The 17,916-nt window shown below is 60.1% G+C and carries 15 protein-coding genes; 12 read left to right on the top strand and 3 right to left on the bottom strand.

Translation table 11 applies throughout. The features are described from left to right. Nucleotides 1-13 precede the first annotated feature (13 nt). Both JLC71_RS11790 and JLC71_RS11785 read left to right on the top strand, forming a co-directional pair. The gene (locus JLC71_RS11790) at nt 14-220 is read left to right on the top strand and encodes a hypothetical protein (RefSeq protein WP_200915663.1); all 207 of its coding nucleotides are present in this window, start codon (nt 14-16) and stop codon (nt 218-220) included. A gap of 48 nt (nt 221-268) precedes the next feature. Then, on the top strand, nt 269-2,419 hold the full coding sequence (locus JLC71_RS11785) for a phosphocholine-specific phospholipase C (RefSeq protein WP_200915662.1): 2,151 nt from the start codon (nt 269-271) through the stop codon (nt 2,417-2,419). A 45-nt stretch (nt 2,420-2,464) separates the two neighbouring features. Here JLC71_RS11785 and JLC71_RS11780 read toward each other — a convergent pair whose 3' ends face one another. Beyond that, entirely contained in the window at nt 2,465-3,169 is a 705-nt protein-coding gene (locus JLC71_RS11780; RefSeq protein ID WP_200915661.1) for a glutathione binding-like protein, read from the bottom strand. A gap of 74 nt (nt 3,170-3,243) precedes the next feature. On the opposite strand from JLC71_RS11780, the gene JLC71_RS11775 reads away from it, so the two are divergent. The 8 genes from JLC71_RS11775 to JLC71_RS11740 all read left to right on the top strand — a co-directional run bounded on the left by JLC71_RS11775 (nt 3,244) and on the right by JLC71_RS11740 (nt 10,970). Continuing rightward, nucleotides 3,244-4,134 carry a 5'-nucleotidase gene (locus JLC71_RS11775; protein ID WP_200915660.1) on the top strand — a complete coding sequence of 297 codons (891 nt, stop codon included), beginning with the start codon at nt 3,244-3,246 and terminating at the stop codon, nt 4,132-4,134. A 98-nt stretch (nt 4,135-4,232) separates the two neighbouring features. Then, nucleotides 4,233-5,672, top strand: coding sequence for a glycoside hydrolase family 1 protein (locus tag JLC71_RS11770; RefSeq protein WP_200915659.1), 1,440 nt, complete (start codon nt 4,233-4,235; stop codon nt 5,670-5,672). Nucleotides 5,673-5,789: 117 nt separating this feature from the next. Then, nucleotides 5,790-6,233 (top strand): type IV pilin protein, encoded by a 444-nt coding sequence (locus JLC71_RS11765; protein ID WP_200915658.1) that lies wholly within the window; start codon nt 5,790-5,792, stop codon nt 6,231-6,233. Next, nucleotides 6,209-6,670, top strand: coding sequence for a pilus assembly FimT family protein (locus tag JLC71_RS11760; protein ID WP_374757601.1), 462 nt, complete (start codon nt 6,209-6,211; stop codon nt 6,668-6,670). The genes JLC71_RS11765 and JLC71_RS11760 overlap by 25 nt, the downstream gene beginning before the upstream one ends. After that, nucleotides 6,624-7,109, top strand: a complete 486-nt coding sequence (locus JLC71_RS11755; protein ID WP_200915656.1) for a hypothetical protein — start codon at nt 6,624-6,626, stop codon at nt 7,107-7,109. The genes JLC71_RS11760 and JLC71_RS11755 overlap by 47 nt, the downstream gene beginning before the upstream one ends. Nucleotides 7,110-7,177: 68 nt before the next feature. Beyond that, nucleotides 7,178-7,870: a hypothetical protein gene (locus tag JLC71_RS11750; protein ID WP_200915655.1), complete on the top strand. Its 693-nt coding sequence runs from the start codon at nt 7,178-7,180 to the stop codon at nt 7,868-7,870. 8 nt (nt 7,871-7,878) lie between these two features. Further along, nucleotides 7,879-9,864: a hypothetical protein gene (locus JLC71_RS11745; protein ID WP_200915654.1), complete on the top strand. Its 1,986-nt coding sequence runs from the start codon at nt 7,879-7,881 to the stop codon at nt 9,862-9,864. A 98-nt stretch (nt 9,865-9,962) separates the two neighbouring features. Continuing rightward, nucleotides 9,963-10,970, top strand: a complete 1,008-nt coding sequence (locus tag JLC71_RS11740) for a nucleoid-associated protein (RefSeq protein ID WP_200915653.1) — start codon at nt 9,963-9,965, stop codon at nt 10,968-10,970. A gap of 59 nt (nt 10,971-11,029) precedes the next feature. On the opposite strand, the gene JLC71_RS11735 is transcribed toward JLC71_RS11740, so the two are convergent. Then, the gene (locus tag JLC71_RS11735) at nt 11,030-12,289 is read right to left on the bottom strand and encodes a ferredoxin reductase family protein (RefSeq protein WP_200915652.1); all 1,260 of its coding nucleotides are present in this window, start codon (nt 12,287-12,289) and stop codon (nt 11,030-11,032) included. A 61-nt stretch (nt 12,290-12,350) separates the two neighbouring features. Then, entirely contained in the window at nt 12,351-14,327 is a 1,977-nt protein-coding gene (locus JLC71_RS11730) for a peptidase U32 family protein (protein ID WP_200915651.1), read from the bottom strand. A 197-nt stretch (nt 14,328-14,524) separates the two neighbouring features. Between JLC71_RS11730 and JLC71_RS11725 the strand changes: the two genes are divergently transcribed. Beyond that, nucleotides 14,525-16,525 carry an SLBB domain-containing protein gene (locus JLC71_RS11725; RefSeq protein ID WP_200915650.1) on the top strand — a complete coding sequence of 667 codons (2,001 nt, stop codon included), beginning with the start codon at nt 14,525-14,527 and terminating at the stop codon, nt 16,523-16,525. Between the two features lie 49 nt (nt 16,526-16,574). After that, nucleotides 16,575-17,798, top strand: coding sequence for a GumC family protein (locus tag JLC71_RS11720; protein WP_200915648.1), 1,224 nt, complete (start codon nt 16,575-16,577; stop codon nt 17,796-17,798). The last annotated feature ends 118 nt before the right edge of the window (nt 17,799-17,916 follow it).

Raw genomic sequence — 17,916 nt, 5'->3', positions numbered from 1 at the left:
GCGGAAAACACCGATGAAACCCACGCCATTTTTCCTGAGCCCGGGCCGCCTGCTGGCGATGACCACCCTGAGCCTGTCGCTGGCTGCATGCGGCGGCAGTGACGACGGCGCGGCACCGGCGCCGTCACCGTCACCCGCACCGACCGCGGTGCCGATCCCGGTCACGCCGACGCCGGCGCCGCCGGATGCATCGCAGCCGCAGAAGCACTGCGCTCCTTGACCTTGCCGGGCATGCACCTGCCATGCCCGCTTTTTGCAAAAGCAGATCATGACGACACTCAATCGACGCAAATTCCTTCAGGCCGCGGCCATCGGTTCGACGATGGCGGTGTTTCCGCCGGCGATCCGCCGGGCGCTGGCGATTCCCGCCAACAATGCCACCGGCACCATCAACGACGTGCAGCACGTGGTGATCCTGACGCAGGAAAACCGCTCGTTCGACAATTACTTCGGCACCCTGCCGGGCGTGCGTGGCTTCGGCGACCGTTTCAGCATTCCCCTGGCCGGCGGCAAGTCGGTGTGGGAGCAAAGCAACGGCACGCGCGTGGTGATGCCGTATCACCTCGACAGCAGCAAGGGCAACGCGCAGCGCGTCAGCGGTACGCCGCATTCATGGGGCGATGCCCACACGGCGTGGGACGACGGGCGCATGAGCCAGTGGCCCCGTTATAAAACCAATGCGGCCATGGGGTACTACAAGGAGGCGGAACTGGGCTTCCAGTTCGCCCTCGCCAACGCGTTTACCCTGTGCGATGCCTACCATTGCAGCGTGCATGCCGGCACCAATCCCAACCGGCTCTTCCTCTGGACCGGCACCAACGGCCCGACCGGCGCCGGCGTGGCCGCGGTGGTGAACGAGTGGGACGGCCTGGGGGCATCAAGCCTTGGCTATACCTGGACGACGTATCCGGAGCGGCTGCAGCAAGCCGGTGTCAGCTGGAAGGTGTACCAGAACCTGCCGGAGAACTTCGGCGACAACCCGCTGGCCGGCTTCCGCCAGTATCGCAAGGCCAACGAGGCGATCGGCAATACCCCGGCCGGCAGCCCGTACATTCCGTACGCGCCGGGGCATGACGCGATCGATCCGCTCTACAAGGGCGTGGGCAACACCATGCCCGACGGCGGCTTTCTCGACAGCCTGCCTGCCGACGTCGCCGCCGGCAGGCTGCCGCAGGTGTCGTGGATCGTCGCGCCGGCGACGTATTCCGAGCACCCCGGTCCGTCCAGCCCGATCCAGGGCGCGTGGTACATCCAGCAGGTGCTCGAAGCGCTGACGGCGAATCCGGAGGTGTGGAGCCGCACGGTGCTGCTGGTCAATTTCGATGAAAACGACGGCTATTTCGATCACGTGCCGTCGCCGTCGGCGCCGTCACTGAATCCGGATGGCAGCAGCGCCGGGCTGTCGACCGTCGACTATGCCTTCGAGCGCTATACCCATCCGGTCGCGCCGGGCACGACGTCGCAACCGGCGCCGGACAAGCGCGTCTACGGCCCCGGGCCGCGGGTGCCGATGTACGTGATTTCGCCGTGGAGCCGCGGCGGCTGGGTGAACTCGCAGGCCTTCGATCACACCTCGGTGATCCGCTTTCTCGAACAGCGTTTCGGCGTGTTCGAGCCGAATATTTCCGCCTGGCGCCGCGCCGTGTGCGGCGATCTGACCTCGGCATTCAACTTCGTCAACCCGAATACCGAAAAGCTGCCGCCCATGCCGGCGCTGAGCAAGGCGCAGGCGGATACGATCCGTGCGCAGCAGCAGGCACTGGCGCAGGTCGCGCTGCCGGCCGAGGCATTGCAGCTCAAGCCGGTACAGGCGCCGGGCGTGCGACCATCACGCGCGCTGCCGTACGAGCTGCATGTCAGCGCCCGCGCCGACACGGCGGTGGGCGGCGTGCGGCTGATCTTCAGCAATACCGGCACCGCCGGTGCGGTCTTCCATGTGTACGACCGGCTGCATCTGGATCGAATCCCGCGCCGCTATACGGTGGAAGCGGGCAAACAGCTCGACGATCTGTGGGACACGCTGCGCAATGACGCCGGCAAGTACGATCTGTGGGTGCTGGGGCCGAACGGCTTTCACCGCGGCTTCCGGGGCGATACCGCTGCGATTGCCGCCGGTGGTGCGAATCCGGAAATCCGCGTCTGTTACGAGGTGGTCGGCAACGCGGTGTACCTGACCATGCTGAATACCGGTACGGTGCCATGCACGTTCACGGTCAAGCCCAATGCCTATCGGCAGGATGGCCCATGGGTCTTCGAGGTACCGGCGGGCATGCAGATCGAGCAGCACTGGCAGCTGGCGTGGATGGGCGGGTGGTACGACTTCAGCGTCAGTACGGGCGGCGGTTTCGTACGGTGCTTTGCCGGCCGGGTGGAAACCGGCAAGCACAGCAACCGCGATCCGGCCATGGGCATGGCCTGACCGGCGCTGCCGGATGCCGCCCGGCGTACGGGCCGGGCGGACAGATCAGTGCTTGCGCACCGTTTCGGCGTCCTGCCCGAACAGCACCTTCTTTTCGTCGTCGCTCATCGGCTTGCTTGGGTTGATCTCCTCGGCCTTGGCGTAGGCGCGCTGCACCGCCGGGCGGGCGGCGATCGCGTCGAACCAGCGCTGCAGGTTCGGGAAGTCGGCCAGATCCTGGCCCTGACGCTCGTACGGCACCACCCACGGATAGGCGGCGATGTCGGCGATGCTGTAGTCGTCGCCGGCCAGATACGCGGCTTCGCCAAGGCGCTTGTCCATCACCGCGTACAGGCGGGCGGTTTCGTTCACGTAGCGGTCGATCGCGTAGGGGATTTTCTCCGGCGCGTACTGGCTGAAATGGTGGTTCTGCCCGGCCATCGGGCCAAGGCCGCCCATCTGCCAGAACAGCCATTGCAGCGCGGCGTTGCGGCCGCGCAGGCTCTGCGGAATCAGCTTGCCGGTCTTGTCGGCCAGATACAGCAGGATGGCGCCCGATTCGAACAGCGGAATCGCCGCGCCACCATCGGCCGGATCTTGATCGACAATCGCCGGAATGCGGTTGTTCGGCGCAATCTTCAAAAAGGCCGGGTCGAACTGCTCGCCCTTGCCGATGTTGACCGGGTGGATGGTGTAATCAAGACCGGTTTCTTCGAGGAAAATCGACACCTTGTGGCCGTTCGGTGTTGTCCAGTAATACAGATCGATCATGGCGCGCTCCCGCCGTCCCGAAGCAAGGGGACGGGCTGATACACTGTGGTTTGGGGTCTAACCGGATTCAAATGATGGCGTTCACGCTCGATAACAAGCTCGTCGTGGCGATTTCCTCGCGCGCGCTGTTCGATTTCGAAGAAGAAAACCGGGTGTTCGAGTCCGGTGCGGCCGACGCCTACATGGCCTTGCAGATGGCGCGGCTGGACGCCTCGGCCGGCGCCGGCGTCGCGCTGCCGCTGGTGCAGAAGCTGCTGGCGTTCAACGCCGGCGGCGAGCACCGGGTCGAGGTGGTGATCCTGTCGCGCAACGACCCGGTCAGCGGGCTGCGGGTATTTCATTCGGCCGGCGCGCACGGGCTCAAGCTCGAGCGCGGCGTGTTCACCCAGGGACGCGAGCCTTACCGCTATCTCGGCCCGCTCAAGGCCAATCTGTTTCTGTCGGCCAATGCCGACGACGTCCGCGCGGCGCTCGACGCCGGCTTCCCGGCCGCGCACGTCTACCCCGAATCGGTGCGCGCGGCCGAGCGGCCCAATGAAATCCGCATCGCCTTTGACGGCGACGCGGTGCTGTTTTCCGACGAGGCCGAGCGCATTTATCAGGGCGAAGGCTTGCCGGCGTTTCACGCCCACGAAGTCGCGCATTCGCGCGTGCCGATGCGGGCCGGGCCGTTCAAATCCTTCCTTGAGGCACTGCACCGGCTGCAGGCGGCAGACGCGACGATGAAGATCCGCACCGCGCTGGTCACCGCGCGCAGCGCACCGGCGCACGAGCGGGCAATCCGCACCCTGATGGACTGGAACATCCAGGTCGACGAGGCGATGTTCCTTGGCGGACTCGAGAAAGGTCCTTTCCTTGCCGCGTTCGAACCGGATTTCTTCTTCGACGACCAGACCGGCCACTGCCAATCGGCCGCGCTGGCCGGGCCGACGGGACAGGTGCTGGCCGGCATCACGAACGGTTAAGGGGGGGTACGCGCATCGCCACCAGCGGCATTCTGCCGCTGCGATCGGCGGGGACGATGGCGTAAGCTCAAAGCCTGATCCCGAACCGGAGCCTTGCCATGCATCACGCCCGCCTCAAACCGTTTCCGCAGGATTTCCTCTGGGGCGCCGCGTCGGCGGCGTATCAGGTCGAGGGCGCATGGGACGCCGACGGCAAGGGGCCGTCGGTGTGGGACGTGTTCACCAAGGAGCCCGGCCGGACCTTCAAGGGCAGTAACGGCGAGGTCGCCGTTGATCACTATCACCGCTTCAGGGAGGACGTCGCGCTGATGGCCGAGCAGGGGCTGAGCGCCTACCGCTTCTCAGTCAGCTGGCCGCGCATTTTTCCGCAAGGGCGCGGGGAGCCGAACGAGGCCGGGCTGGCGTTCTACGACGCGCTGATCGACGAACTGATCGCCCACGGCATCGCGCCGGTGCTGACGTTGTATCACTGGGATCTGCCGCAGGCGCTGCAGGATGAATACGGCGGCTGGGAATCGCGGGCCATCGTCGACGACTTCACCGCCTACTGCGTGACGCTGTTCCAGCGCTACGGCCACAAGGTCAAATACTGGGTGTCGCTGAACGAGCAGAACTACAACCTGACCAACGCCTACCAGCTCGGCACGCACCCGCCGGCGGTGCAGGACCGCAAGCGCTTCTACACCGCCAACCACCACGCCTTCCTTGCCAACGCGAACGCGATCGCCGCGTTCCGCGAGCACGTGCAGGGCGGCCTGATCGGCCCGAGCTTTGCCTACTCGCCGGCCTACCCGGCGTCGAGCAGCCCGGCCGACATGCTGGCGTTCGAAAACGCCGAGGAGTTCACCAATCACTGGTGGCTGGATACCTACTGCCTCGGCCAGTATCCGCAGGCGGCGCTGAACTGGTTGCGCGAGACCGGCGAAGCACCGGACATCCAGCCCGGCGATCTGGAACTGCTCGCACGCGGCAAGCCCGATTTCGTCGGCGTCAATTACTACTACACCACGACGTTCACCGACAACCCTCGCGACGGCGTGACCATGCAGCGCATCAACACCACCGGCCAGAAGGGCACAACGCCGTCGTCGGGCGTGCCGGGCCTGTACCGGACCGTGACTAACCCGCACCTGCAGACGTCGAACTGGGACTGGGCGATCGACCCGACCGGGCTGCGCATCGGCATGCGCCGCATCGGCAGCCGCTACCGGCTGCCGATGATGATCACCGAAAACGGTCTCGGCGAATTCGACGTGCTCGGCGACGACGACACCGTCCACGACGACTACCGGATCGCCTATCTGCAAAGCCACATCGACGCCTGCCGCGAAGCGATCAGCGACGGCATCGAACTGATCGGCTACTGCCCGTGGTCGTTCACCGACATCCTCTCGTGGCTAAACGGCTACCAGAAGCGCTACGGCTTCGTCTACGTCGACCGCGACGAAACCGACGCACGCGAGCTGCGGCGGGTGCGTAAGGATAGCTTCTACTGGTATCGCGACCTGATCGCACGCAACGGGGGCGGCGAAGCTTAGGGGGCGCATGTATTTGGGGCTTACGCACACTGCGAGTGTAAGCCCTTGTTGCGACATGCCATTTACTTACGGGTGTGATAGATTGGGCAATCCATTGCTTTCCAAATCCAAGAATAAATGCAAACGCAACAAGCAGTTACCCCTAGGGGTTATGGCGTAGCCGGTTTCACCCTGATCGAACTGATGGTCACCATCGCGATCATCGGCATCCTCGCCAGCATTGCCCTGCCGGCGTACGGCAATTACGTGAAGAAGAGCAAGGCGAGAACGGCCGGGGCTGACCTTGCCAGCCTGTCGCTGGCAGTGGAAAACATCTACCAGAAAACACTGACCTATCCGACCAAGGCAACGGCAGCCGTTGCGACGACGGTCGCGACGACCTGGACGCCGGCGCAGACCAACGATTTCGACTACACCTACCTCTCCGCGGCAGGAGCCAACTACACCCTGACCGCGACGGGTAAGGGTGGCATGACCGGCTGCACCCTGACACTGAACAGCGCCGGCGCCCGCACCCCGACCGCTGCGGTGGCCGCGTGTGGCGGGTTGGGCAAGTGGTAATCCACCGCGGCTTCACGCTGATCGAGCTGATGATCACCATCGCGATCCTCGCGTTGCTGCTCGCCGTCGGCGTGCCGTTCACGCAGCGCTGGGGACAGAGCGCGCGGGTGCAGCAGGTCGACAGTACCTTGAAGCAGGGCTTTGCCCATGCCAAGGCCGTGGCGCTGCGCAACCCGAGTGGTGCCACCACCGGTAATGCCGCCGTGTTGCGGCTGGTGGATAACGAATTATTGGTGTGCGAGGGTGCAGTGACCTGTACCACGACCAATGCCGTTTGGCGCGGCAGCAAGCCCACAAGCACGACGATCAGCCTGACCGGCCTTGCAACGGGTTTGGGCTTTTCCAACCAAGGTATGGCTACTGTATCCAGTTATTCCGTGAGCGACGGCGATGAAACTTCAGATGACGATGACGGGACGCAGAAGATTCTGCATTGATCGGCAGGTGCGCCAGCGTGGCGAAGCGCTGCTCGAAGCGCTGATCGGCATCGTGCTGATGGCTGCGATCGGCTTGGGACTGACTTACGCCGCTTCACGCGCGGCGGTGGCGCAGCGCTACAGTAATAGTCAGGGCATCGTGGTTGCCCAGATCCGGGAAAAACTATCCACCGACGGGGTCAGCGGTCTGTGTGCCGGCGCACCCAGCATCAAGGTTGGCGACAGTACGCTGGCATTGGCCGTGACCTGCGACAGGAATACTGCGAGTGGCGGCACTCACCCTGTGACCATTGCCACCAATGGGATTGCCACGGTCAGCCTGCCTGCAAATGCCGTCGTGACCGGCATTTCCGTTGCGACCAGCGATACCAGCACGTCCAGAGAACTACTCGGCGGCACAGGCGAAGTGGCTGTCAGCACCATTCAGGGGGCGCAATGACGAGAACCGCCATGCGGCTTCAGCGCGGCATTTCCATTATCAGCATGATGGTTGGGCTGACCATTTCGATGATCATCGTGCTGGCGATGATGGGACTGTATAAAAGCACGCTGCAGACCACGGTGCTCAGCAAAATTGGCGCATCGCAAGATGGTGCGCGCACAGCGGGCTTTCTGTCGGTGCAGTCGTCTCTGCAAAGTGCGGGCTTTGGCCTCAACACCTTCGTCGAAACCACCGATTTTCGCCTCTATACCGACGCTGCGGACGACAGCATTTCGGCACCGACGGCGGCCACGCTGTCTACTACCGTAGCAACAGGCAATGCGTTGTTCTGGCGCTGGGTCGATGCCTCGGCGGCAGTCAATACCTGTGCGCTGCTGTACGCACCGACCGGCGGCGGCTTGAAGTACTTTTCCAAAACCGGCTGCACGTCGCCAAGCGGCATCTGGGGTGCAACGGGTATTGATCTGGCAAGCGCCAGCCACTGGCTGGTTCCGCCCAACGTCGATCCGGGCAAAACAGCCCCGGCCGGTGTGGTGCCAAACGCCGTCACTATCAGCGTCAACAAGACCTCGGCGGCTGGCTGCGTGCCTTTCGGCATCGCCGCCACGGTGCCGGCCGGCGCCACGGAAACCACGACGGCCCGCTTCGTCGTCAAGCTGTCGATGCTCAGCAGTAACGCAGGCACGACCGGCGACACGCAATTCGCTCAACCTAGTTCCACCTGTCTGGCCAATATTCACTTGGCACCGACACCATGAGATTCGCCATGATGCGTACAAGACACCGGATTTCCGTTCGTGCCGCCCAGCGAGGCATCGCCACGATCCTGATCCTGCTGCTGACAGGGTTGTCGCTGACAGCGGCGGTATTGGGTACCGTTTACTACGTGCGTGGCACGCAAGAACAGCAGGTTTCCTCGCACGCCATGACGCAAGCACAGGTCAAGGCTTGGACGGGTGTCGAGGTGATCAAGGTCTATCTCACCAGCTTGAGTCAGGATGACCTGAAAGTGCTGGGCGCAGCCACCAAGGACAATAAGATAGAGCTGACATTGGCGGGGGTATCCGGTGTGACCGCCAAGGTGGTTGGCTCAGACGCAGTGGCTGGCACCAAGCCAGTGCCGACCCAATTGACCGTGGAAGTGACCGGTACGACCGCGGGTGGCACGCGCGCGCAATCCACGTCGACGGTACAGGTCGTCTATGCGTTGGCGTCTACCTCGGCTTCAAAAGGGACGCCCAAAGCAGTGAACATCAAAGGTGATTTGGCACTTTCCGGAGAAATTATCTTGAAAGGGGCGGAAAACTATGATTTTTCCGTTGATGGAAATATTGATACGAATAAAGGTACGATCGTCGGTTTTAACTCAATTTTTGCTACTGGGCATGTCAATCTGGATTCGGACGGCAATAGAGGTGCGATACTTGCCGCGAAAGGTGATATATCTGTAACTAATACGAGCTATTTTGACGTAATTAAATCAATGGGTAAGGTTACGATAAAGTCTCCCATGCGGGGGAAAGACGGCACCAGTCCAGTCGGGTTAATTTATGCCAATGACAATGTGTTGATTAAGAGTAGTGCACTAATCAATGATGTAAAAACGCGAGGAGCTGCTGGGTTTGATGGAAACTCAAGCGTGCGCGGAACGGTTTTGGCGAAAGGTAATATTAATACTGGTAGTGTGGCGGGAGTTGCCGCTCTGCAGGGTGAAGGTGATTTCACGGCTTCGTCATACTGGCCAACTGATGGAATCAGGGGGGAGGTCAAAGGAGTAGGAACTAAGCAAGGAACGGTTAATGTCGGATCGAACCCCAATCTTGTTGTGAATGTACCCGCGTTGGTATTGGACGACCTGACTTCCAGCGAAATCGATGCGTATGCCCTGAAGGGTAATGCCAATTATGCATTTGAGATGGAAGGAACGAATGTTCGTGTTACCGTTTCAAACATTAATGGCATTGCGAGAGGGGCTTACTACCTTTCAGAAGTCAAAGAAAACAACGTAACTTATACAAAATTATGCTCGGATTTGGCCAAGAGTGTCTGCCCCTATGTTTTGATTGTTGATCAGGGAAATAGTAAAACTTCAAGGCTTGCCTATAACTCGACGTTCGGATGGATTTTAACAGCGCCTACGGCAATGATGCCCGGAGTGCTGTGGTTCGAAGGGTCGCTCACGATTGACGGCGGAACATATAATAACACGATCATTTCTACGGGTAATATCCTTACCAAAGGCGGATCACCTACTGTTTTTGCGCTGAATTCCGCGCAATATGTAGATATTTGTCAAGGAAATTTTCTGCCGTCTGCAAATAAGCCATTTTCCAATTACCCGAGCAATTTTTGCCCTGGAAGTGCGTCAGTCCAGCCGCCAACGCTGAGTCAGGTAATGGTTGGAAACATCAGTGTTGGAAGTGTTGCCCTTTTGGCTGGTGGATACAAAGTCGATCCAGTGAGTGCCAATAGAGTGTTTTCAGGTGGGAAAATAACGCTTGGATCAAATAGCAATATTCATGGGGATCTAACCGCTGCCGACGTTGTAGAAACGAGTGGTGCGGCAACTATCTACGGTTATGTCACGACCGGTCATCAGAGTGGGAGCAGCACAACCACCAACAAATTTTCTGCGTCTACCACTATCATTCTTGATGGTAGCAGGCCCGGTGACGGTAGCGCTGGTAGTGGTGCTGGGTCAGGGGCATCCTCTGCGACCACCGCCCGCGTCCTCTGGAGCCGCTACCTGTAATTCGTCTCCCGGCCAGCCTCTGGGCTGGCCGCATTGTAGTTGGGGCTTGGTGCGTGAAGTGGGACAATCGCGTTTTATGCTTTCAATCCGGCCCGCGCATGACTGCCTCTGAACACACCATCCGCAACCTCGTCGTCCACCAGCTGATCAAGGCGCCGCAAGGGCCGGCTTCGATCGCCTTGCGCCGGGGCGAGGTGCAGCAATCCGAGGCGGCACAGCGCCTTGTCGATCATCTGGTCGACCGTTACAGCGAACGCGCCGGCAAGGGTTACGGGCGCTTCGAGAGCGACGAAGACAATTTCCCGATGCCGCGCTTCATCCGCCAGCATGTGGTCGATCAGTCGATCGATTTCGCTACGCTGTCGCAACTGATGATGCAGCACCTGCAGGTGCGCGCCGAGCAGGAGCCGCTGGCGGCGGGTGGCTATGTGCTGATCGCCCGGGTCGAGCACGCCGGTATCGATTACCTGTTTGTCGCGCTGGTGTCCGAGGTGATCGGCACGGCGATCAGCGACGATCTGGACATCGTCGAGAGCCCGCATCTCGATCTGGCCAACTTGCGCGTGGCCGGGCGGATTGATCTGTCGGCGTGGCAGCGCGGCACCGAGCGTTGCATCAGCTTCCTCAAGGGCCGTGGCGATGTGGCCAACTACTTCAAGCTTTTCCTCGGTTGCAACGATGTGGTGATTGCGCTGAAGGAAACCCAGAAGCTGGTGCAGGGGCTGGCCGAGTTTGCCGAGCGTCAGGCGATGCCGACCGAGACCCGCGATGCGCTGTTCGAGCGCGCGCACGGTTATCTGGAGGAGCGTGGCGAGGAGGGCGAACCGGTGAGTCTGGATACACTGGTCGAGCGCGCATGGCCCGATTCGCCGGGGCTGCTGCGCGAAGCGCTGAACGAAGAGGACAAGGCGGTTGCCAGCGGTTTCGTCCCCGACCGCCGTGCGATCCGACCGCTGACGCATTTCAAGGCCGCCGCCGACCACTGGAAAATCGAGTTCGATCGCAACAGCCTGCGCAGTGGTCAGGTGATTTACGACCGCGACAACGGCACGCTGATCCTGACCGAGATTCCCGAAGGCTTGCGCCGGGCGCTGCTGGGCGGCTGAGCGGTTCGGGCACCGCATCGAAGGGATGCGGTGTCGCAGGCTGCCGGTGTGAGACGCGTTTAGCGAAAATCGAATAGCTCGAAGTGAAATTGCGCCATCGGCAAGCCGCGCTGGGTGATTGCCTTGACGAGCTTGTCGCGCAGCGCCGCCGGCCCGCAAAAATAGACCTCGGTATCATCTGCTGCGTTGGCGATCAGACTGGCAAGCCGCTCACTTTTGGCGTGCCGGCTGCTGCCCGCCTCCAGCAGATCGAGCTTGACGCCTTTTTCTCCGGCGAGTGCGCGCAGTGCGCTGGCCTCCGGAAAACGTTCGTTGCCGCGCAGCACCAGCAAATGGGCCCGGTGCACGGTATCGGCATCGAGGCTGTGCAGCCATGAGAGAAACGGTGCGATGCCGACGCCGGCGGCGATCCACAGTTCGGGGCCACAGCGGGATGTATCTCGAACGAAGTCGCCGTAGGGGCCGTAGACGTCGACTTCCATGCCCGGTTTGGCTTTCCAGTTCAGCTCTGCGGTGAAGTCGCCGGCATTGCGAATCAGGAATCGCAAACGACCTTGTGCATCGGGCGCGGTGGCAATGGTGAAGGGGTGCGGTTCACGCAATCCCGACACGACAAACGACAGGAAGGCGAAGTTACCTGCCTTGAATTGCAGCGGCGTATTGATCGGCGCCAGTACGAGCGAGAGCGTGCGTTCATCGCGCTCGGCGGTCTCGACGCGATAGCGGTGCCGCTTGCCCATCAATGGGTAAAGGAGCCATTTGTAGCTGAATCCGAAGGTGCCGATCAGTACCCAGAACCAGAGCCAGAGGCCAAGCGGGCTGCTTGGGCTGATGGGTGATTTGATGGTTAGCCAGTGCAGTGCGACCACAACGAAAATCGGCCCGGATAGCCGATGCATCCAGCGCCAGCGGTCGTAACTGATTTTGCGGTTGAGCGCGAGGATGATCGTCAGCATCAGGCCGAGAAAGGCATAGCCCCGCAGACTGCGGGTCCAGAACGGCTCTACCTGCCAGATGACGATATTGGGCGCATCCGGCAGCTTGGCCTTGTACACCAGATGGATCGATGCGAAGGCCAGCGCCCAGATCGCCAGCCATTTGTGGCTGTTATAAACCTGATCCAGCCCGCCGAGCGGCGCCTCGATCCAGCGCCAGCGTGTCGCCAACAGGATCGCCGCAGCCATCAGCACCAGCGAGATACAGCCGCTGGCGAGGCTGACATAGCCCAGCGAGAAGACCTGATCCGCTGTTGCCGGAATCAGCAAGGTGGTGATCGCAGCCAGCGCCACGATGACTACATAGGAGGAAGGAATACGCATGTCACCACCGCTGCGCCATGGTCGATCATCCAGCTTAGGCAAGCAGCGGGCTGCTGGCAGCTTACACCGGCCGGGATGGGTGGAAGGTGATGGACGACACCGGCGCGCTGCCCGGTTGCGCTGATTTGAAAATGTGCGGCTTCATCTTGCCGATCACGTGCATCTCGCACGGCTTGCAGTCGAACTTCAGTGTGTAGGTTTCCGAGCCCGATTTCAGCGTCATCGGCTCGGCCTTGATCTGGCCTTTCACGCCGATCACGCCCTTGGCCTGCTTCGGGCACAGGTTGTACGAGAAGCGCAGGCAGTGCTTGGTGATCATCACGCTGACTTCGCCCGGTTCCTCGTGCGCCTCATAGGCGGCGGCGATCAGCTGCACGCCATGCTTGGTGTAGAAAGCCCGCGCGGCCTGGTTGTAGACGTTGGCGAGGAAAGACAGCGAGGTTTCCGGATACGCCACCGGTGGCGCGATCGGCTGCTTGCGCTCGGGGCGTGACCACGCCTTGATCCGCGCGGTTTCCAGTTGTTCGATCGCATCACGGCGCAAGGCGTTGAGCGTTGACGCCGGCACGAACCACGGCTGTGCCAGATGCAGCGAAACATCATGCGCGGTGAACATGGTGTTGCCGAGTTTGGCCAGACCATCGCGCAGATTGCTTTCGGCCTTGCCGGCATCCTTGGCGGCTTCGAGTGCCATCGGCGCGAGCGTGGTGGCACTACAGCCGTCGTCATCGGTCACGGTGAGGGCGAGGCCGTCGGCGCTGTCGGCCAGCGTGAGCCATGCGCCAACGCGCCGGTCGGACGATTTCTGCGCCAGCGCCTTCTCCCAGCCGTGATCGCGGTTGCGATGGATGCGGCTACCGACCTTGAGCCCGGCCAGACTGGCCATCGCCTCGTTCGGAAACACGCGCCAGATCGTGCCATCTTCGCCGGCACCGACTTTTTCGACCGTATTCGCCTGTACGCCAAAAACTTCGCGCTTCTTCATGTAATTGAGGCCATCGCCATTGGCGAGCGGCGCATTGGCTTCGAGCTCGAACCAGTTCGCCCCGAGCTTGCCGACCGTGCCCAGTTCGACGCCGACGTACTTCGGCGAATCGAAGGCGCCAATGTCGCCGCCTTCGCGGCCATTGACGAAGTAATCGGTATGGCCGCGATGGAAGTTCTTGTCGACGTCGGGCGCGAAGTACAGCTCGGTGCTGCCGCTGGATGCGCGGATCAGCTCCGGCCGGCGCTCGAGGATTTCGTCGAGCAGCACGCGGTAGTGGCCGGTGATGTTCTTCACATAGCCCATGTCCTTGTAGCGGCCCTCGATCTTGAAGCTGCGCACGCCGGCATCGATCAGCGCTTCAAGGTTGGCGCTCTGGTCGTTGTCCTTCATCGACAGCAGATGCTTGTCGAACGCGACAACCCGGCCGCCGGTGTCGGTCAGCGTGTACGGCAGCCGGCAAGCCTGCGAGCAATCGCCCCGGTTGGCGCTGCGGCCGTTGTCGGCGTGGCTGATATTGCACTGGCCCGAATACGCGACGCACAGCGCGCCGTGGATGAAGAACTCGATCGTCGTGTCCAGTGGCAGCGTGTCGCGCACCCTGGCGATCTTGTTGAGTGTCAGCTCGCGCGCCAGCACCACCTGCGAGAACCCGGCATCGGCGAGGAAGCGCGCCTTCTCCGGCGTACGGATATCGCACTGCGTGCTCGCGTGCAGTTGGATCGGCGGAATGCCGAGCTCCAGAATGCCCATGTCCTGTACGATCAGCGCATCGACGCCGGCATCGTAGAGCTGGTGAATGAGCTTGCGAGCCGGCTCGAGCTCGGCGTCGTGCAGGATGGTGTTGAGCGTGACGAAAATGCGCGAGTGGTAGCGGTGCGCGAACTTCACCAGCCCGGCGATCTCGCTGACGTCGTTACAGGCATTATGCCGCGCGCCAAAGCTCGGCCCGCCGATGTACACCGCATCCGCCCCATGCAGGATCGCTTCGCGGCCGATCTCGACGTTCTTGGCGGGGGAAAGGAGTTCGAGGTGGTTCAGCGGCAGGCTCATGGGTAACGGGGCAGCAGGTATATGAAATCCGAAGGATTATAACGGAAGCAATATCTTAGTTCCGCGTTGGGCGATGAATTAATCTGTCGCCGTGCTTACGTCGCTTTGATGGTCAGAACTACGATGTAATCGTCATCATGACTGGGTTATTTAAATGCATTAGTAGGTTTGCTCGTCACTTTACTGGAGTATAGGGAATGCTCTTCAAATTGATTGACTTGCGCACAATTTGTAAGAAAAATACTATTTTTTCCTTACAAATTGACTTGTCGGGGACTGACGAAATAGAATCGACTCCTTTTGAAGGTTTGGCTGAAGTTACCGATATGCACTTCCAGGGTATGAATCATTTTTGTAAGGCTTTGGTGTCGCTGGCCATGTTAGCTGGCGCGAGCTCGGTTGTGCTTGCAGGACAAGTGCCCGGGCCTGCTACAGGGGGGGGGGCGCCCGATCTGCCGAGCATCGTGCAGACCTCGCCAGCCGTTCGGTCACAGCAATCGCAGGTGCCAGCGCCGCCAGTGATTGATGATCGGCCATCCGCTTTTGTCAGTTTCGCAAATACGGCTAACCTCGCTTTCAACCTTCCCAATGATAGGGCACTCGACATCTTCGGTCATGATCTATTCCGAAACATGTCTTCGGCATATGCGCCCTTGCAGAATTCACAGGTCAATGGCGATTATGTGATTGGTTCCGGAGATGAAATTCAGGTTCGTGGCTGGGGTATGGTGGATATCGATCTGACCGTGACGGTCGATCGCAGTGGCGCCGTCTATTTGCCGCGTGTCGGCAACGTTCATGTGGCTGGAATCAAATACCGTGATTTGCAATCGTCGTTGAAGAAGGCGATCAATCGTGTTTTTGTCAATTTCGATTTGACCGCGACGATTTCACAGGCGCGGAGCGTCCAGGTCTATGTCGTTGGCTTGGCGCGTGCGCCGGGCTCGTATAGTTTTTCTGCGATGAGCACCCTGCTGAATGCTGTTTTTGCGGCAGGTGGGCCTTCACAAAACGGCTCCATGCGCGAGATTCAGTTGAAACGTGCGGGTAAGGTGGTCAACCGTTTTGATCTGTACGACCTCCTGATCAACGGCCAGCGCGATAAGGATGTCCAGCTGCAAGATGGTGATGTCATCTTGCTGCCACCAGCAAAGGCGATGGTCGCAATCAACGGCAATGTCAAACGACCTGCCATTTATGAAATGAAGCAGGGCGAAACGCTGAAGGATCTGGTTGGTTGGGCCGGAGAAATGGACGGTGCGGCAGAAGGCCAGTCCGTTGTCGTAGAAAAGCAAATTGAGCGCCAATTCAAGTCAGTCACGACGCTTGATCTGGCCCGTTCCGATATAGGGACATTGGCCAGCATCAAGTTGCAGCCATCCGATATATACCGCTTGGTTGTACCGCAGGCATTCGCCGTTGCGCCGCGCATCGGCAGCGAATACGTTCGCATCGGCGGTGAAGTGGCGCAGCCCGGTGTGTACCAGGTTCAACCGGGGGAAACGTTGAAACAGCTGGTCGAACGAGCTGGCGGCGTTACTTCGTATGGCTATCTTTATGCGGCCGAACTGACGCGCGAATCGGTACGCCAGCAGCAGCAGCAAAGGCTGCAAGAGGTACTTGATCGTTTCGAGCAGGATAGCCAGAGCGCGGCCAATGCTCGACTGGTCAATCTCAGTAGCGCCGATAATGTGCAGGCCGTTTCCCAGCAAGCCGAGCGTAACCGCAAGCAGATCGAAAAAATGCGTGAGTTGAAGGCCTCCGGGCGAATTGTGCTGAATATGCCGGGGCCGCAAAGCATGACCGCTGATTTACCCGATATCCCTTTGCAAAATGGCGATACTTTTTCGGTGCCACGCCGGCCAGGCACGGTTTATGTGCTGGGGGCCGTGCAAAGCCAGAATGCCTTTGTCTATAGAGATAATCGCTCGGCTGCCGATTACATCAAGCTCGCTGGTGGCCCAACCCGCTACGCAGACGACAGTTATACCTATTTGATCCGGGCAGACGGCAGCGTGGAAAGTCGCCAGGGCAGTTGGTTCGGTTCGGTTGACTCGCTGAAAGCGTACCCGGGCGATACGATTGCATTGCCAATGCGTGCGGATTACAGCTCCTGGACGCAAGAGTTGAAAGAGTGGGCGCAGATCTTTTATCAATTCGGACTTGGTGCAGCTGGTATCAAGGTGTTGACGGATTGATGCTTGATGAGCTGTTGCAGTCTTCTACCCCTTATTCAAGCCGATAGCCATGTCACAACTTGCTGATTTACCCATCAATGAGCGGGAGCGTCTTGCTCCTCAAGAGCGTGAGTTTGATTTTTTTGATCTATTGATCGTACTTGCCAAGGCCAAACGGATATTGGTCTTGATACCCCTGTTTTTTACCCTTTTGGGGTTGGCGTATGCGCTTTTGGCTACGCCGGTCTATCAGGCAAAAACAACGATTCTGCCCCCGAAAGAGCAAGGTGGTAGCAGCGCCTTGCTCGCGCAGCTGGGGGGTATGGCCGGTGGTTTGGGCGGGCTCGCCGCCGGGGCTGCGAGCCTGAAGGATCCCAATGCGATCTACATAGGGATGCTGGAAAGCCGTCGGGTGCGTGAGCCGATTCTGAAACAGTTCAAATTACAGCAGCAATATAAACAGCACTTTAGTGACGATGCACTTGAAGCCTTAAAAAAGCGGACGCAAATTGTCAGTGGCAAGGATGGGTTCATTACCATTTCCATTCAAGATGAATCGCCAGCCCAAGCTGCCGCGATGGCCAATGCCTATGTGGGCCAGTTGCGAAATCTGATGACACTGCTGGCCGTAACCGAAGCCGCGCAGCGCCGGCAGTATTTCGAGGTCGAATTCAAGGATGTAAAGACTAAGCTGGCCGAGGCGGAGGTGAGCCTTAAGCAGTTGCAAGAGCGCACCGGTGTGGTCAAGCTGGACGAGCAGAGCCGGGCGACGGTGGACTCGCTTTCCGAGCTGAAGGCGCAGGTTGCCGCGCGAGAAGTCCAGCTGGCTTCGATGCGCAACTATGCCACCGGTGAAAACCCGCAAGTGAAGCAGCTGGAAACCGAGGTTGCCAGTCTGCGCGCCAAGCTGGTTAGTTATACCCGTGGTCAGGATGTTGACGGCGTATTGATTACCAAAGCCAAGGTACCTGGAGCAAGCCTTGAATACGTGCGCAAACTGCGTGATGTGAAATACAACGAAGTGCTATTCGAGGCGTTGGCGCGGCAGGTAGAAATGGCCAAGCTGGACGAATCCAAGCAAAGCAATATTCAAGTGGTTGATGTGGCAACGCCGCCGCAAAAGCGAATCAGCCCCAAGCGAGGTTTGATCGTGTTGATGGCCTTGGTTTTGGGGCTGTTTGTCGCGGTTCTTGCGGCCTTTATTATCGACTTCAAACGGAAAGTGATGGCGGATCCGCAGGCCAAACTGCGATCAAAAATGCTCTCCGAGGCATGGCGGCCAGCGAGGACGTAGCAAGAACGTAGTGGATCGTTCTATGCTGCGGGGCAGTGGCTGGCGTCCCGTAGCTTTCCGGGTTTTCCCGGCCCAAGGGCTTCATTTGGTTTAGGCTGCTGTGCTTGGGGAATGTTGA

Origin of the sequence: Jeongeupia sp. HS-3 (assembly GCF_015140455.1) — a bacterium.
In the GTDB taxonomy this organism is placed as follows: Bacteria; Pseudomonadota; Gammaproteobacteria; order Burkholderiales; family Chitinibacteraceae; genus Jeongeupia.
Note: the sequence above shows the minus strand (reverse complement) of the source record. Positions and strands in the feature narration are given on the sequence as shown.

Excerpts from the sequence above, each read along its gene's own strand:
- JLC71_RS11790 (WP_200915663.1), top strand. The coding sequence starts at position 14 with ATGAAACCCACGCCATTTTTCCTGAGCCCGGGCCGCCTGCTGGCGATG.
- JLC71_RS11785 (WP_200915662.1), top strand. The coding sequence starts at position 269 with ATGACGACACTCAATCGACGCAAATTCCTTCAGGCCGCGGCCATCGGT.
- JLC71_RS11780 (WP_200915661.1), bottom strand. The coding sequence starts at position 3,169 with ATGATCGATCTGTATTACTGGACAACACCGAACGGCCACAAGGTGTCG.
- JLC71_RS11775 (WP_200915660.1), top strand. The coding sequence starts at position 3,244 with ATGGCGTTCACGCTCGATAACAAGCTCGTCGTGGCGATTTCCTCGCGC.
- JLC71_RS11770 (WP_200915659.1), top strand. The coding sequence starts at position 4,233 with ATGCATCACGCCCGCCTCAAACCGTTTCCGCAGGATTTCCTCTGGGGC.
- JLC71_RS11765 (WP_200915658.1), top strand. The coding sequence starts at position 5,790 with ATGCAAACGCAACAAGCAGTTACCCCTAGGGGTTATGGCGTAGCCGGT.
- JLC71_RS11755 (WP_200915656.1), top strand. The coding sequence starts at position 6,624 with ATGAAACTTCAGATGACGATGACGGGACGCAGAAGATTCTGCATTGAT.
- JLC71_RS11750 (WP_200915655.1), top strand. The coding sequence starts at position 7,178 with ATGATCATCGTGCTGGCGATGATGGGACTGTATAAAAGCACGCTGCAG.
- JLC71_RS11745 (WP_200915654.1), top strand. The coding sequence starts at position 7,879 with ATGATGCGTACAAGACACCGGATTTCCGTTCGTGCCGCCCAGCGAGGC.
- JLC71_RS11740 (WP_200915653.1), top strand. The coding sequence starts at position 9,963 with ATGACTGCCTCTGAACACACCATCCGCAACCTCGTCGTCCACCAGCTG.
- JLC71_RS11735 (WP_200915652.1), bottom strand. The coding sequence starts at position 12,289 with ATGCGTATTCCTTCCTCCTATGTAGTCATCGTGGCGCTGGCTGCGATC.
- JLC71_RS11730 (WP_200915651.1), bottom strand. The coding sequence starts at position 14,327 with ATGAGCCTGCCGCTGAACCACCTCGAACTCCTTTCCCCCGCCAAGAAC.
- JLC71_RS11725 (WP_200915650.1), top strand. The coding sequence starts at position 14,525 with ATGCTCTTCAAATTGATTGACTTGCGCACAATTTGTAAGAAAAATACT.
- JLC71_RS11720 (WP_200915648.1), top strand. The coding sequence starts at position 16,575 with ATGTCACAACTTGCTGATTTACCCATCAATGAGCGGGAGCGTCTTGCT.